Annotated in this window: 14 protein-coding genes; 2 read left to right on the forward strand and 12 right to left on the reverse strand. The window is 65.2% G+C overall.

Going from position 1 to position 13,209, the window contains the following annotated elements; genetic code table 11:
* Nucleotides 1–32 precede the first annotated feature (32 nt).
* The 5 genes from G502_RS0110465 to G502_RS0110485 form a co-directional block, all read right to left on the reverse strand.
* Nucleotides 33–884: a 2OG-Fe(II) oxygenase family protein gene (locus G502_RS0110465; RefSeq protein WP_022728619.1), complete on the reverse strand. Its 852-nt coding sequence runs from the start codon at nt 882–884 to the stop codon at nt 33–35.
* A complete protein-coding gene (locus tag G502_RS0110470; RefSeq protein ID WP_022728620.1) occupies nt 877–1,752 on the reverse strand; it encodes a sulfotransferase domain-containing protein in 876 nt (291 codons plus the stop codon). Before G502_RS0110470 ends, G502_RS0110465 begins: the two co-directional genes overlap by 8 nt.
* Complete coding sequence (locus tag G502_RS0110475) at nt 1,749–2,501, reverse strand: hypothetical protein (protein WP_022728621.1); 753 nt, start codon at nt 2,499–2,501, stop codon at nt 1,749–1,751. Before G502_RS0110475 ends, G502_RS0110470 begins: the two co-directional genes overlap by 4 nt.
* Before the next feature lie 695 nt (nt 2,502–3,196).
* On the reverse strand, nt 3,197–4,030 hold the full coding sequence (locus G502_RS0110480) for a sulfotransferase domain-containing protein (RefSeq protein WP_022728622.1): 834 nt from the start codon (nt 4,028–4,030) through the stop codon (nt 3,197–3,199).
* 81 nt (nt 4,031–4,111) lie between these two features.
* Nucleotides 4,112–4,843 (reverse strand): hypothetical protein, encoded by a 732-nt coding sequence (locus tag G502_RS0110485; RefSeq protein WP_022728623.1) that lies wholly within the window; start codon nt 4,841–4,843, stop codon nt 4,112–4,114.
* Between the two features lie 347 nt (nt 4,844–5,190).
* Between G502_RS0110485 and G502_RS0110495 the strand changes: the two genes are divergently transcribed.
* Nucleotides 5,191–6,513 carry a UDP-glucose dehydrogenase family protein gene (locus G502_RS0110495; RefSeq protein ID WP_022728625.1) on the forward strand — a complete coding sequence of 441 codons (1,323 nt, stop codon included), beginning with the start codon at nt 5,191–5,193 and terminating at the stop codon, nt 6,511–6,513.
* 49 nt (nt 6,514–6,562) lie between these two features.
* Here the strand turns inward: G502_RS0110495 and G502_RS19705 are convergent, their stop codons facing one another.
* The 7 genes from G502_RS19705 to G502_RS0110530 all read right to left on the reverse strand — a co-directional run bounded on the left by G502_RS19705 (nt 6,563) and on the right by G502_RS0110530 (nt 11,744).
* Nucleotides 6,563–7,438: an N-acyl homoserine lactonase family protein gene (locus G502_RS19705; RefSeq protein WP_022728626.1), complete on the reverse strand. Its 876-nt coding sequence runs from the start codon at nt 7,436–7,438 to the stop codon at nt 6,563–6,565.
* Nucleotides 7,439–7,646: 208 nt separating this feature from the next.
* The gene (locus G502_RS0110505; protein ID WP_022728627.1) at nt 7,647–8,891 is read right to left on the reverse strand and encodes an alpha/beta fold hydrolase; all 1,245 of its coding nucleotides are present in this window, start codon (nt 8,889–8,891) and stop codon (nt 7,647–7,649) included.
* A 49-nt stretch (nt 8,892–8,940) separates the two neighbouring features.
* Nucleotides 8,941–9,231 carry a type II toxin-antitoxin system RelE/ParE family toxin gene (locus G502_RS0110510; protein WP_022728628.1) on the reverse strand — a complete coding sequence of 97 codons (291 nt, stop codon included), beginning with the start codon at nt 9,229–9,231 and terminating at the stop codon, nt 8,941–8,943.
* 1 nt (nt 9,232) lies between these two features.
* Nucleotides 9,233–9,478 (reverse strand): type II toxin-antitoxin system ParD family antitoxin, encoded by a 246-nt coding sequence (locus G502_RS0110515; protein WP_022728629.1) that lies wholly within the window; start codon nt 9,476–9,478, stop codon nt 9,233–9,235.
* Between the two features lie 231 nt (nt 9,479–9,709).
* The gene (locus G502_RS0110520; protein WP_022728630.1) at nt 9,710–10,636 is read right to left on the reverse strand and encodes an NAD(P)-dependent oxidoreductase; all 927 of its coding nucleotides are present in this window, start codon (nt 10,634–10,636) and stop codon (nt 9,710–9,712) included.
* Nucleotides 10,633–11,028: a carboxymuconolactone decarboxylase family protein gene (locus tag G502_RS0110525; RefSeq protein WP_022728631.1), complete on the reverse strand. Its 396-nt coding sequence runs from the start codon at nt 11,026–11,028 to the stop codon at nt 10,633–10,635. The genes G502_RS0110520 and G502_RS0110525 overlap by 4 nt, the downstream gene beginning before the upstream one ends.
* An 8-nt stretch (nt 11,029–11,036) precedes the next feature.
* Nucleotides 11,037–11,744: a GntR family transcriptional regulator gene (locus tag G502_RS0110530; protein WP_022728632.1), complete on the reverse strand. Its 708-nt coding sequence runs from the start codon at nt 11,742–11,744 to the stop codon at nt 11,037–11,039.
* Between the two features lie 162 nt (nt 11,745–11,906).
* Between G502_RS0110530 and G502_RS0110535 the strand changes: the two genes are divergently transcribed.
* Nucleotides 11,907–13,145 (forward strand): ABC transporter substrate-binding protein, encoded by a 1,239-nt coding sequence (locus G502_RS0110535; protein WP_022728633.1) that lies wholly within the window; start codon nt 11,907–11,909, stop codon nt 13,143–13,145.
* Nucleotides 13,146–13,209 lie beyond the last annotated feature (64 nt).

A 13,209-nucleotide genomic window follows, 5' to 3' on the forward strand; every position in this document is an offset into this window, starting at 1 on the left:
CTGACCTGGAGTTCGTCGCGACCGGCATGCGTTCAGGACGATTTCACGAGGGATCGCAACGCCTCTCTCGCACGGTCGACCGGACGGCGCCGCAGTGGAAAGAAGCCTTGCGGCCGCGTCACATAGCTTTCACCGATGAAATTCACGTAACGACGCGGCACCTGGGTGCAGGAGCGCGGGGTTACGCCGTGCAGGCTGTGCGGCGTGTTCAGCCAGAGGATCAGCGTGTTCGGTCTGTAGCGAACCGTCTCAACGGTCTCTATGAACCGTTCCGGCACGTTCAGCTTGCGGTCGTGATAATAGCGCGCGTTGGTCAGGCGGTAGAGATTCAGGTCGCCGCCAGTGGAGTCGTCCTGCGGGCTGCGGAAATACAGCAGGCCGGCAAACAGCTTGAAGGGATTGTCCACATGCGGCACCCGCACCGAGGAGATCTCGGTGACGGGACTGTTCATGCAAAGCTGGCAATCCAGCAGGACGTCCTTCTGCAGGTTCTCGGAGGTTTTCTCACGGCCGGGGTGCCGCACATCCGCCCGCAGATCCGACAAGGGCTTGCCAAAACGCTGTGCCAGATCGGGATAGACCCCCTCTATGGCATCGTTCCAGAAGGCCAGGAACTCCTGCAGGAAGGCCTGAGAGCTGTGATAGTCCAGAAAATCCCGCCAGAGTGGCGGCGTGTCCTCGTCCCCCAGCAGATCGCGCGCCGAGCGGGAATAGAGCGTGTTGTTGGCCAGCGTCCCCTCTCCTGCGATGGCCTGCAAGCTCGGGAAGGCCGCGTCCAGTTCCGCGTAGTAGTCGCGATCCAGTACGTTTTCGGCCACCAGGTGCGGAAAGGGCGCCTGCCGGATCTGGCCTGGATCCAGGTTCTTCAGGATGCTTTCAGCCATGATCGTACCTTTGCAAGTCTGTTGGCGAATAGGGCAAACTCGGGTCCAGGTCGCGTGCGACCATTTCGTCGATCACCGCCAGCTGCTCTTGTGTGAACAGGCGCCGGTGCCCGCCCACACCGCCCTCGCGCACCTTGTAGGATTCGCCCGCGCCAGTGGCCGTCGGCTTCAGACGCTCGCCCTGGAAGAAGCCGCTGCGCTCCTTCTCCCTGAGGGACGAAAAGGAGGCAAACTCCACCGCCGCTTCCATGACAGCGCGTGACGGCATTTCCCCCAGCAGTGTCATCGTGCGCTCGAGCGCGCGCAAGCTATCCTGCCACAGGTCTTCATAGGTCACGACCAACGCCTGTTCGAACCGCGGCGCCTCACGCATCCAGTGGTTATAGCGCTGAATCACCCGCCCCAGGCCAAATTCGGAATGCACCATGAAGTCGTAGAGCAGCAGCTCACGAACTTCGTCGGGCACCTGCTTGCGCAGAAGTTCGCGTGGCGTCGCCCGCTCACGCAGGTGGTGATAGAAGGAAACCGAAACATCGCGCGGATCACGCAACAGGAAAATCACCCGCTGTTCGTCACGGGCGCGGGCCAGGCGTTTCCCCGACAGGCGGCTCACCACCTCCAGCCCATCGCCGAAGTGAACAGCGGGTATGTCCGGAACATGGCGCTTCAGGTTACCCCCCTGCAGCAACAGGTCGGCGGGTGTCTGATAGAGCTGGTGATAGACGTGGCTGACCATGGCGCGCAGCCAGGTGCTGCCGCTCTTGGCATGGAAACAGACCAGGACATCCGCCTGTTCCAGCGCCCGGGCCAGCTTCCTGTCGCGCCGGTGAATATGATAATTCTCGCGCAGGCGCCGGATCAGACTCATCCCCGCGCCTCGATGTTGATGGTCAGCGTGCGGCGCAGCGCGTCGGCCGGGCCGGTCATGGGCCGGACCGAGTGCCAGGAGTTGAAGGTCTTCACGAAGACCACCGCCTGGTTCGGCTCATAGGCGAAGCTGTCCAGCAGCTCCATCTCCTCGAACTCCGCCCGCGCGTTCATGCGGTTGAACAGGCGCGTGGCGTCCTTGGGTCGGTTCACATCCGTCGCCCCACCCCAGGCCGGATCCCACTCGTCGGCGCGGGCCATGGAGATCACGATGGTCACGATCTTGCCCGGCTCGTCGGTGTGGGGAATGACGCTGCCGCCATCGGCCGGCAGCATCGAGAACTCGAAACGCGATCGCAGCTTGGGCGACAACTCCCAGTAACGGCCCTTGGCCACGTTCTTGGCGTATTTCCTGAGGCGCTTGGCCGTGGACAGCGGCGCATCGAAGCCCAGGTCGATGTTCTGTTCGCGCAGGCTGTGCATCACGCCATAGATGAAGGCGTCGCTCTTGATCCAGGCATGCAGGTCGCGCCAGACGGGCGTGTTGTGGATGAAGTCCCGATAGGCCCGGGCGTTGAACTTCTCGGACAGCACGTACTTGTGCCCGACCTTGCCCAGGTAGTGGAAATGTTCCTTGTTCGGATAAGCCTCCAGCAACCGTGCATAGTCGTCATCCGGAAACAACGGGCGTGCCACGCCGATGGGAAAAGGGTCATGGCGCAGTGCAAGGTTTTGAAGCTGAAACTGCATGGCCGAGAGACAAACTCCTGTCGAACAAACCCTTCCCCTGACGCCGTGCAGCTTAGGCAAGGCCAGACGCGGCTGCAATGAAAAGCGGTGGAGAGGGCACAGGCGGTGGCGCTGGAATTTTTCCAGTCTTCACCGACTGTGCCAAGCCACTTCGAGGGCTTGACTAACGTCAAGCCGCCTCAGTGTGAGGAGAGGAGGGAGATTAGAGAATCAGACATAAATAAAGGCCTCGTCCTGAGCCCGTCGAAGGATGGGCGGCCTGCCCAGGCGGTGCCGTTAGCATGTGCCCCAGCCCAACCTCTAGTGCCGGGCTGCTTCGAGGCTTGACCTGACGGTCAAGCACCTCAGCATGAGGGAAGATAATAATCTGAAAATAAACAAAAACCCTCGTCCTGAGGTGCGGAGCGAAGCGGAGCCTCGAAGGGCCTGCCACCAAGCCAGGCGGCGCCGTTAGCAATTGCCCCTGGACCAACCGCCTGTGCCAAGCTGCTTCGAGGGCTTGACTTCCTCATCCTGAGGGCCGCCTAAGGCGGTGTCTCGAAGGACGTCAAGCCACCTCAGCAAGAGGAGAGGAGGGAGGCACGTGAATGTCCTGAAATTAAAAGAAGAACCTCATCCAGAGGTGTGAGCGGCAGCGGGCCTCGAAGGATCGGCCGCCAGCTGTGGCAGCGCTGTTTGCATTCTCACCAGCCCCTCTACCCACTCCCCTCTGAAACGGCGGCACTCACCTCCCCATACCCGAAGAAAGGATCCAGTTCGCGCGCGACGACGGCATTCACATGGGCAAGTTCACGCGGCGCCAACGCTTCCAGATGATCCCCCACCACCCCCTTGCGGGTCTTGTAGGTGCGCAGGTCGCCCTTCTCCGTCGGCCGCAGCGTCTTGCGGCCAAAGGCATCGGCTTCCTCAAGCTGGCGCATGTTGTCGAAGCTGGCATAGTCCACGGCTTGCGCGACCAGGTCGGGACGAACCTCCCTCACCCCGAAAAAGCCCAGGGCACGCGTCAGGGCTGTTGCCGGCTCGGCGATCATGTCCTCGTAGCGCAACAGAAGGAAATCGCGCGGGTTATGCTGCTGATCGGCCCAGATGTTATAATAGGCAACGATGGTCGCCAGCGACCCGCGCGCCTCGTAGACGTAATCCTGCAACGGACCGTCATAGCCGTGGGAACTGGCACGATAGCGCAGGGAATAGTACTGTGAAACCAGGACGTCCCGTGGATCGCGGCAAAGGAAGAGCACGCGGTCCTTGCGATAGTTGGTCTTGCTGCGCTCCAGCTCTTCCGGGGTCCGCTTGTAGGGTTTGTCATCGTGATAGGCGACCAGCTGCGGCACGCCCGGCTGCCGGAGCAGCTCTCCGGTCATCAGGTAATCCTGTGATTCGATGCCGTTGTGATGCGCCAGGTAATGCCCCAGCATCAGACGCAGCCAGGTCCGCCCGCACTTGGGAAAAGAGATGATGTAGTTGCCGCCGGGCCGGAAGAAATGGCGAAGGCTGCGAACCTGTCGCTTGAGGATCTTTCCGCCCATGAACCACCGAACTCCGCTGCTTGATCGGGAAGGGAACAGGTAGCAGGAACGACGGGCCTTGGGAAGTCGCAGGCGGCGCCGTCAGCCCTCCCCCGTTACCAGCGGCAGCCCACAACACTCCGCCACCACAGGCTCGCTGGTGACCAGTCGCCCCGGATGCTGCCGCCCCAGCGCGCTCAGGACGGTGATATCGGTCTCTGCATGCTTGCTGCGGGTGGTGCCCAGGGCGGTGATGGCCGGGTTTTCAGCATAGGCATGGGTCAATTCGAAAGAGATGCCGGCCAGCATCACGCGGTCCCAGGCCGGGTCAGCCAGACCCAGTAGGGTGGCGAAGACACCGGTGGAGGGCTGCTTGATGGCAACGGCCGCCGCAGCATCCGGGTCGTCCCCCGTTTCACGCTGCAACAGCTGCGTGTAGTGGCTGTAGGGCGGGGCATGGAAGTGCCCGAAGTCGTAGCCCGCCTGGCGCAGTGCCCGGCGTACATGCCAGGCCGACATGCGCCAGCGCCGGGCTTCGCGAAGGAGTCTGCGGGGCAGCAGCCCCTGTGCCGGCGGCCGGGGCAGGTACCAGACCTCGTCGCTGGACAGGCCGCTTAGGGTTTCCAGCGCGATGCGGTTGGCCTGGCGCTTGCCGCTCTCGTCCCGCGCCGTGCCGGCACCCAGTACCGCGCTGACCACCGTGAAGCGTGGTGTCGGCAGGCCCGCCGCCCGCGCCGACCAGCCCGAGGCATTGGCACAGGCGACGGCATCGATCTGCCAGGCCGGCGGCAGGCAGGGATCGGGCTTGGAACCGAGCACGAGCAGGCTGGGCATGGCGGCAATCTTCCGGTGGCGAATTCGTGCGTACCAGATAGCAGCCTTTACCGACCCGGGAAAAGAGGCAGGGTGGGACCTCTCCGCCTGTGCCGGGCGCCTTCGAGGCTCGCTTATGCTCGCACCTCAGGCTGAGGAGGGGGTTTTACTTCAGTCCCCTAAGCCCTCTCCACCTCCCTCAGCTGAGGCGCTTTGCCGAAGGCAAAGCCTCGAAGCAGCTGGATCAGGCCGTGCCACAAGCCACTGACCACAACCACCCCCTTTCCTCCGCCGGCGCAGCGGCGTAAAAGGCGGGCGACTCATTCGGCCCGCACGTAGGGCCGCGCCAGCAAGGGGAACGTCTACCCATGAACATCACCATGATCGGCACCGGCTATGTGGGCCTGGTCTCCGGCGCCTGCTTTTCGGAATTCGGCTGGACCGTCACCTGCCTGGACCGCGACGCGGACAAGATCGCGGCGCTGGAAGCCGGGCGCATCCCGATCTACGAGCCGGGGCTGGAGCCGCTGGTGGCGCGCAACGTGGCGGCCGGGCGCCTGGCCTTCACCACCGAGCTGAAGGCGGCGGTCAGGGACGCCGACGCCGTCTTCCTGGCCGTGGGCACACCCAGCGATCCGCACGGCCGCGCCGACCTGTCCCATGTCTATGCCGCGGCCGATGCGCTGGCCGACAGCCTGGAGGGCTTCACCGTCATCGTCACCAAGTCCACGGTGCCGGTGGGCACGGGGCGCGAGATCGCCCGGCGCATCCGTGCACGCCGGCCCGAGCTGGACTTCGAGATCGCGTCGAACCCGGAATTCCTGCGCGAGGGCGCGGCGGTGGAGGACTTCCTGCGCCCCGACCGCGTCATCCTGGGCGTCGAGGGCGAACGTTCGGCCGAGCTGCTGCAAACGCTCTACCGCCCCCTGGCCCTGCTGCAGAAGCCCATGGTGGTCACCGGCCTGGAGACCGCCGAGGTCATCAAGTACGCCGCCAACGCCTTCCTGGCCACCAAGGTCACCTTCATCAACGAGATCGCCGACCTCTGTGAACAGGTGGGCGGCAATGTCCAGGACGTGGCCCGCGGCATGGGCCTGGACGGGCGCATCGGGCCCAAGTTCCTGCACGCCGGCCCGGGCTTCGGCGGGTCGTGCTTTCCCAAGGACACCCGCGCCCTGGTGGAAACGGGTCGGGAGGCCGGTGCCGAACAGCGCATCGTCGAGGCCGTGGTGGCAGTGAACGAGGCGCGCAAGGTCGCCATGGCCGATAAGGTGGCCGAGGCCTGCGGCGGCGACCTGGCCGGCCGGACCATCGGCCTGCTGGGTGTCACCTTCAAGCCCAACACCGACGACGTGCGCGAATCCACCGCCCTGGACCTGGTTCCGGCGCTGCAGCAGGCCGGCGCCACTGTCCAGGCCTTCGATCCCGTGGGCATGGACAACGCCAAGCGCCTGCTGTCCGGCGTGGACTGGCGCGAAGATGCCTACGCCGCGCTGGAGGGGGCCGATGCCCTGGTCCTGCTGACTGAATGGAACGAGTTCCGCGGCCTGGACCTGGCACGGGTCAGGCGCCTGCTGGCCCAGCCGGTGGTCGTCGACCTGCGCAACATCTACACGCCGCAGGAAATGAACGCAGCCGGCCTCAACTACCACTCCATCGGCCGCCCGCCGCTGCGCGTGATCGAGGGGTGAGGGGCGCCTCGGGCCACGGTCCGGCCAAGCGGCGGTAGTGAGCGCGTAGCTACAGCGTCCACACCCTGGCCAGCGGCGACTCGCCCAGCGGTTCGGTGGACAGCTCGATGGTTTCCTCCGCCACCGTGGGGTAGAGGTCCTGCACCAGGGGGTCGTGGCCGGGGATGACCAGATCGGGACGGTCGTGAATCTCGCCCTGTTCGTCGCGCACCTGGGCCAGTTCGCGCATGCGCTCGTAGGCTGCCAGGGTGGCGGGGATGTTGACGACCACCGGGAAGGGGTTGCGCCAGACCATCTGGTCGAAGAAGTGCGCCACGTCGGAGGCCAGGACCAGCTTGCCGCGCGCCGTCTCGACGCTGACCGCCTGCATGCCGGCGGTGTGGCCGCCGGCCAGGTGGGCGCCGATGCCGGGCGCGATCTCGCCGTCACCGTGCAGGAAGCGCACCCGCTCGGCGAAGTTGTAGGTGACCAGGTTGCAGACGTCCTCTGGCTCGAAGGGCGCGCGGCAGACGGGGTGGCGCATGTCGGGTCCGGTGGCGAAGGCGACTTCGCTGCGCTGGACGTGGAAGCGCGCGTTGGGGAAGCGGTCCAGGTTGCCGGCATGGTCATAGTGCAGGTGGGTGACCACCACCTCGTCCACCCGCTCGGCCGAGAGGCCCAGGCGCTCAATCGCCGCCGCCGGACAGCCCAGAAAGTTGCGCCCTCGTTTCTTCGCCGCCGCTTCATTGAAGCCGGTGTCCACCATGACGATGCGACCGCGGCCGACGACGACCCAGACGAAATAGTCGATGACCCGCCCGCCCTCGTGCGGGTCGATCACCTCCGGGTGCGGCTCCAGCACGAAATGGTGCGGATCGCGCCGCAGTGTGGCGTAGCGGATGGCGAAGACGCGGTAGGTGTCGGCGTCGATGTCGGGGGTGGTCATGGGTGTTTACTCGCTTGTGTCTGGGTCTGTGCCTAGATGCTTCGAGGCTCAACCTATCGGTCGAGCACCTCAGCATGTGGGTTGGTTATTCTCAATAAATATTTGGTAAAACAAAATAATCTTCATCCTGAGGTGCCCGCGCAAGCGGGCCTCGAAGGAGGCATTTCTTCTGTAACTGTTCCAGTTTGCGCTCATCATCCGCCCCTCCCTACACCACCAGTCCGGTCATGTCGGCCAAGGCCTGGAGCAGGTGGGGGCGGAAGGCCTGGGGGTGTTCCTGCATGGGGAAGTGGCCCAGGTCAGGCATTTCGCGCATGACGGCCTGGGTGATCAGGGCGGCGAGCGCACGGGTGCTTTCGGGCGAGCTGGAGTAGTCGTATTCCCCAGTCAGCAGGGTGACCGGCACACCGTTGCCGGACAGGCGGGCGGCCACGGCGGCGCCGTCGTATTCCTCGCTGTAGAAGGCCAGGTCGCCGTCATAGATGCCCGGGCGCGCTTGGGCATAGCAGCCGCAGGCCTCGTCTCGGTAACGCTGGGGACTGGCCGGCGCCAGCAGGGCGCGGACGTAGGAGGGATTGTGTCGCGCGCTGTCCACCGCCGCATGACAGAGATAGGGTGAGCGCCGGCCCGGCGCCTGCAAGGGCGCCTCCAGCGCGATGGCGCCGGAGAGCAGCTCGGGGTGCTCGGCGGCCAGCACCAAGGCCATGGAGGCCCCCATGGAACAGCCGATGACAATGGGCTTTTGCTGCCTGTGCGCCGGGGCCACCACCTGGCTCAGGAAGGCGGCCGAGATGCCGCGGTAGAAATCCTGGGTCAGCACGCCGGGCGGTCCGGCCTGGGCGGGCGGCGAGGCGCCATGGGCCGGCAAGTCGAAGGCATACATGGGGAAGACAGCGCCCAGGGCCGTGTCGGCCAGCTGGTGCAGGTACTGCCGCGCGTCGGCCCCGGCGGTGTGCAGGAAGACCAGGGGCGGTCCTTCTGGTGCGCCGGCCTGCAGTGCATGGATCGGCAGCCTTTGGCCATCGTGGTCGATGCGATGGAAGTGGCCGGTGACAGAGGTGATATCATGCGCGAAGTCGACTTCCGGGCTGTCCCAGGGCGCGTCGGGACGTGTCAGTTCGAAAGCCCGCTCCAGCGCTGCCAGCGCCTGGGCCTGGACCAGCGGATCGCCCTGGATGGCGAAGGCGGGATTCTGGCGCAAAATGGCGCCGAAGGACTGCCAGCCCGGTGGCTGCCGCCGGCCGTCCAGCAGGGCGGTCCAGGCCTCGGGCGCGGCCGAGATGGTGATCTCCGGCACGGCACCGTGGGCCGGCGGGGCGCCCAGGGGCAGGGCAAGGACAGTCTCGCCGCTGCGGCAGACCAGGCGTGTGGCCAGGCCCTTGGCAGCAAAAGCCAGGTCCGGATCCTTGGAGGCGCGTTTGTGCCAGGCGGCGATCAGGGCGTCAGCTTTCATGAGCTGCTCCTGCCGCCGGTATCACAAGCAAATTGCTGATCGCACGGCATCAGGACAACAGCTCCTTCCAATCCTGGCGGCCATTCAGGACACGAAGTATCAGAACATCGTCCTGTCGTACTTGATAGACAATCAGGTGGGCTTGGTGGGCGTGAATGCGGACAATGGGCCGGAATTCATGGCGTTCCCTGGCGATCATGGGTTGCTCCGAGAGCAGACGCAGGGTCGCCATGAGATCGCTGTGATAACGCTCGGCCTGGTGAACTCCGAATTCCCGGACGCCGTAAAGATAGATAGCGATAATATCTTCATCGGCTTTCCGGCTCGTTCGAAGCTGCATGTCAGTGATCGGTTCCAGCTTGGCGCCGGGCTTGGGCCAGAAGGTCGTCCAGGCTGTTGGAACTGACGCCGCTGTTCACGCCCTCGTCGATCAGCTGTTGCAGCTCGGCCAAACGGGCCTGTCGATCCTGGTCGCGTCGGATCAGGTCGCGGACGTAGTCGCTGGCATTGCCGTAGCGACCGCTCTTCGACTGGGACTCCACCCATGCCTTCATCTGTTCGGGTAGGGAAATATTCATCGTTGCCATTGCCAGTCCTCCATGGGGGAAAGAATGGCATGCTTTGGCAAATATTGGCAAGACTCTGGTGTCGCTTTGCCTGTGCCGGGGTGCTTCGAGGCGCGACCTGACGGTCGCGCACCTCAGCATGAGGGGAGGGGGCCAAGTAGTAGAACGTTGATCCTAAAGAAAAAACCTCATCCTGAGGCGCCCTGCCGTAGGCAGGGCCTCGAAGGAGGCCTTTCTGCTGTATTACCTCCCTCATCCCTCCTTCGGCTCCGACAGGCGGGCGATTTCGGTGTGGTCGGCGTCGGCGGGCAGCTGGTCGCGGGCCTGGGTCCAGAGCTTGACGCTGGTCTCCAGCGTGGGGGTGTCCAGGCCCAGTTCGGCGGCCAGGTCGGACGCGGTGCCCAAGTCCTTGGCCATGAGGGCCAGCGCGAAGCCTGAGCCGTAGTCGTGGTTCAGGATGTACTGTGCCAGCTTGTTCTCGGTCGAATTGTTGCGGCCCGTCGAAGCATTCAGGATGTCGGTCATGCGCTGGCCCTCGATGCCGAAGCGCTTGGCGATGTTCACCGCCTCGCAGGCGGCGGCCAGGCCGGCGGCGGAGACGAAGTTGTTGAGCGCCTTGGCGGCGTGGCCGGCGCCCAGGGGCCCGGCCTCCAGCAGGCTGCCCATGGCCTCCAGCACCGGGCGCACGCGCGCCACCTGGGCGGGATCTCCGCCGGCCATGATGGCCAGCTTGCCCGTGCGTGCGCGCGGCACGCCGCCGGAGACCGGGGCGTCCACCAGGGCGATGCCGTGCTCGGCCAACTTGTCGCCCAGGGCCACGGTGCGCAGCGGCGCCGAGGAGGACATGTCCACCACCACGGCGCCGGGCTCCAGCCCGGAGATCAGGCCGGGGCTGTCGGCATTGCCCAGGACGGCGGCCTCGACCACTGGCGAGTCGGGCAGCATGGTGATCACCAGCTGGCAGCCGCGGGGCAGCTCGGCCAGGCTGTCCACCGCTGTTCCGCCTGTGGCCTGGGCCACCTCGAGGCGCCGGTCGGCATCGATGTCGAACAGGCGCAGGGCATGGCCGGCCCGGGCCAGGCATTCACACATGGGCGCACCCATGTTGCCCAGTCCTACAAATCCTATGGGGCCGACAAAACCGATGGGGCCGGTGATGGGGGCGGCGGAGTCGCTCATTCCTTGCCCTCTTCCTTGTCGATCTGGTCGAAGACCTCGCGGGCGTTGCGGAAGGAATCGATGGCGGCCGGCACCCCGCAGTAGATGGCGGTGTGCAGCAACACTTCGCGGATCTCCTCGCGCGTCAGGCCGTTGTTGAGCGCGCCCTTCACATGCAGCTTCAGTTCGTGCGGGCGGTTCAGCGCCGTGATCATCGACAGGTTGATGATGGAGCGGGTGCGCCGGTCCAGCGTCTCGCGGCCCCAGATGGCGCCCCAGCAGGTGCTGGTGACGAACTCCTGCAGGTCGCGGGTGAAGTCGTCGGCGTTGGCGATGGACTTGTCGACATACTCCGCCCCCAGAACTTCCCGGCGGATTTTCAGGCCCTTGTCGTAGAGATCCCCGTAATCCATGACTGTTGCTACTCCTCTTTCTGTTGATCCGGCCCTTTGCCGGAAGTTGACGCAGGGAACTGCGCCAGGATGACGTCTGTGGCACGGCGCACGTGATCTTCGGCGGCCGCGCGTGCGGCCGCAGCATCGCCGGCCCGGATGGCGTCGATGATGCGGTTGATCTCCTGCAGCGTTTCGGGATAGCGCCCGGGCACCGAGAGCGACAGGCGGCGCAGCTGGCTGACCCGGTTGTTCAGCTGGACCAGGAACTGGCCCACAACACGGTTGTCGGCGCCCTCGATCAGGGTTTGGTAGAAGCGGTTCTTGACCTCAACCCGCTCGCTAGCGCGGCTCTCGTCGGCCAGCGCGTGCAGTTCGGCGGTGATGTCGTAAAGCTGCTGGCGCTGCTCCGCTGTGGCGTTGCGGACGAAGTCCTCGGCGGCCAGCCCTTCCAGCACGCCACGTACGCGATAGATCTCCTCGGCCTGGCGCCGGTCGATGCTGGCCACCACGGGCCCGCGGTGCGGGATGTTGACCACCAGTTCCTCGGCGGCCAGCTGCTGCATGGCCTCACGCAGCAGGCCGCGGCTGACCCCGAAGGCCTCGCACAGCCGGCTTTCGGCCAAGCGCTCGCCGGGGGCGAAGCGGCCTTCCAGGATCGCCAGGCGCAACTGCTCCACCAGCTTGCCGCGCAGCGACAACGGCTCGCGTTCTATCTTCAGGTCCTCAAGTGTCATGTCCGCAGTCTCTCATTCATGGCTCATCCTGCTAAATTGTAGGACAATCCGTCAATAGTATTGACAGAGCATTTTGCCCTGTCACATGCTGTGCCGATAATTCCAAGAACGGCCACCTCAGTAAACGGCCAGTGGCGGATCAACCCTGTGGGAGGAAGAAAGATGGCGGAGTCCAAGAAAGATACCTTGAAAGGCGGCCTGCGTGTGACAAGGCGTACCGCGCTTGCAGGCGGGGCGGCAGCCCTGTCAATGCCCTTCGTTTCGCGCCTGGGGCGCGCGGCCGATCCGGTGAAGGTTGGTGTGGCGGTGCCGCTCAGCGGCGCCAACGCCCAATTCGGCATCAATTCGCGCAACGGCATCGAGCTGGTGGCCAACGAGATCAACGCCAACGGCGGCATCGAGGCCCTGGGCGGTGCGCCCATCGAACTGGTGGTCGCCGACACCACCTCCAGCGCCTCGACGGCGGCCACGGTGGCCCAGCGCATGGTCACAAGCGACAACGTGGTGGCCATCCTCGGTGCCTTCGCATCGTCGCTGACGCTGGGCATTTCCGAGGTGACCGAGCGGCGCGGCGTGCCGCTGCTCACCATGTCCTTCTCGGACGAGATCACGGGACGCGGTTACAAGAACGTTTTCCAGGTCGTCTCCAAGGCCTCGACCATAGGCCAGGCGCAGTTCGGCTATACCCTCGACATTGCCGAGCTGGCCGGCGAGAATCTGGAGCGCGTGGCCATCATGTACGAGGACACGGCCTATGGCACTTCGCAGGCCGGTGGGCTGCGCTCGGAGGCTGAAGCACGTGGCATCGAGCTGGTGATGGACGAGGCCTATCCGCTGGGCATTGCCGATGTGACACAGCTGATCAACAAGCTGGACGCCTCGGAGGCGCAGCTGGTCTTCCCGGTGTCCTACCTGAACGACAGCCTTCTGATCGTGCGCACCATGCGCCAGCGCGGCCTGACCATTCCCGCCGTCGGCGGGGCGGCCGGCTATGTGATTCCCGACTTCCGCGAGGGGCTGGGCGAACTGGCCGAGGGCGTCATGTCGATTTCGCCGGCCAACTATGACCAGGAGCCTGAGTTCACCGATCGTTTCCGTGACGAGTACGGCTACTTCATGGTGCACGAGGCGTTGGAGCACGCGACCCTGATGGGCTGCCTGAAGCAGGCGCTGGAGCGTGCCGGCGAGGCCAGTCCCGATGCCCTGCGCGAGCAGTTGACCGAAGGCGAGTTCGACCAGGGCTGGGCCACGGCCATGAACGGCATGCCGGTGAAGTTCGACGAAACCGGCCTGAACGTCAACGCGCAGCCCGTCATGGTGCAGTGGCGCGATGGTGAGCTGGTCACGATCTACCCCGAAGAGCTGGCCAAGGCCGAGCCCCTCTGGGGTGGCCAGGGGTAAGTCCCGACAGAAGACCCGGCCGGGCCGGCCTTTTCTGGGCCGGCCTGTCCCGGGCAGATTCTCT

The organism is Fodinicurvata sediminis DSM 21159, assembly GCF_000420625.1.
GTDB classification, from domain to species: Bacteria; Pseudomonadota; Alphaproteobacteria; order Kiloniellales; family DSM-21159; genus Fodinicurvata; species Fodinicurvata sediminis.

Bases quoted from the DNA above. Each gene is read 5' to 3' on its own strand.
- G502_RS0110505 (WP_022728627.1), bottom strand. From the start codon at position 8,891: ATGAAAGCTGACGCCCTGATCGCCGCCTGGCACAAACGCGCCTCCAAG.
- G502_RS0110475 (WP_022728621.1), bottom strand. From the start codon at position 2,501: ATGCAGTTTCAGCTTCAAAACCTTGCACTGCGCCATGACCCTTTTCCC.
- G502_RS0110535 (WP_022728633.1), top strand. From the start codon at position 11,907: ATGGCGGAGTCCAAGAAAGATACCTTGAAAGGCGGCCTGCGTGTGACA.
- G502_RS0110495 (WP_022728625.1), top strand. From the start codon at position 5,191: ATGAACATCACCATGATCGGCACCGGCTATGTGGGCCTGGTCTCCGGC.
- G502_RS0110480 (WP_022728622.1), bottom strand. From the start codon at position 4,030: ATGGGCGGAAAGATCCTCAAGCGACAGGTTCGCAGCCTTCGCCATTTC.
- G502_RS0110510 (WP_022728628.1), bottom strand. From the start codon at position 9,231: ATGCAGCTTCGAACGAGCCGGAAAGCCGATGAAGATATTATCGCTATC.
- G502_RS0110530 (WP_022728632.1), bottom strand. From the start codon at position 11,744: ATGACACTTGAGGACCTGAAGATAGAACGCGAGCCGTTGTCGCTGCGC.
- G502_RS0110520 (WP_022728630.1), bottom strand. From the start codon at position 10,636: ATGAGCGACTCCGCCGCCCCCATCACCGGCCCCATCGGTTTTGTCGGC.
- G502_RS0110470 (WP_022728620.1), bottom strand. From the start codon at position 1,752: ATGAGTCTGATCCGGCGCCTGCGCGAGAATTATCATATTCACCGGCGC.
- G502_RS0110485 (WP_022728623.1), bottom strand. From the start codon at position 4,843: ATGCCCAGCCTGCTCGTGCTCGGTTCCAAGCCCGATCCCTGCCTGCCG.
- G502_RS0110465 (WP_022728619.1), bottom strand. From the start codon at position 884: ATGGCTGAAAGCATCCTGAAGAACCTGGATCCAGGCCAGATCCGGCAG.
- G502_RS19705 (WP_022728626.1), bottom strand. From the start codon at position 7,438: ATGACCACCCCCGACATCGACGCCGACACCTACCGCGTCTTCGCCATC.
- G502_RS0110515 (WP_022728629.1), bottom strand. From the start codon at position 9,478: ATGGCAACGATGAATATTTCCCTACCCGAACAGATGAAGGCATGGGTG.
- G502_RS0110525 (WP_022728631.1), bottom strand. From the start codon at position 11,028: ATGGATTACGGGGATCTCTACGACAAGGGCCTGAAAATCCGCCGGGAA.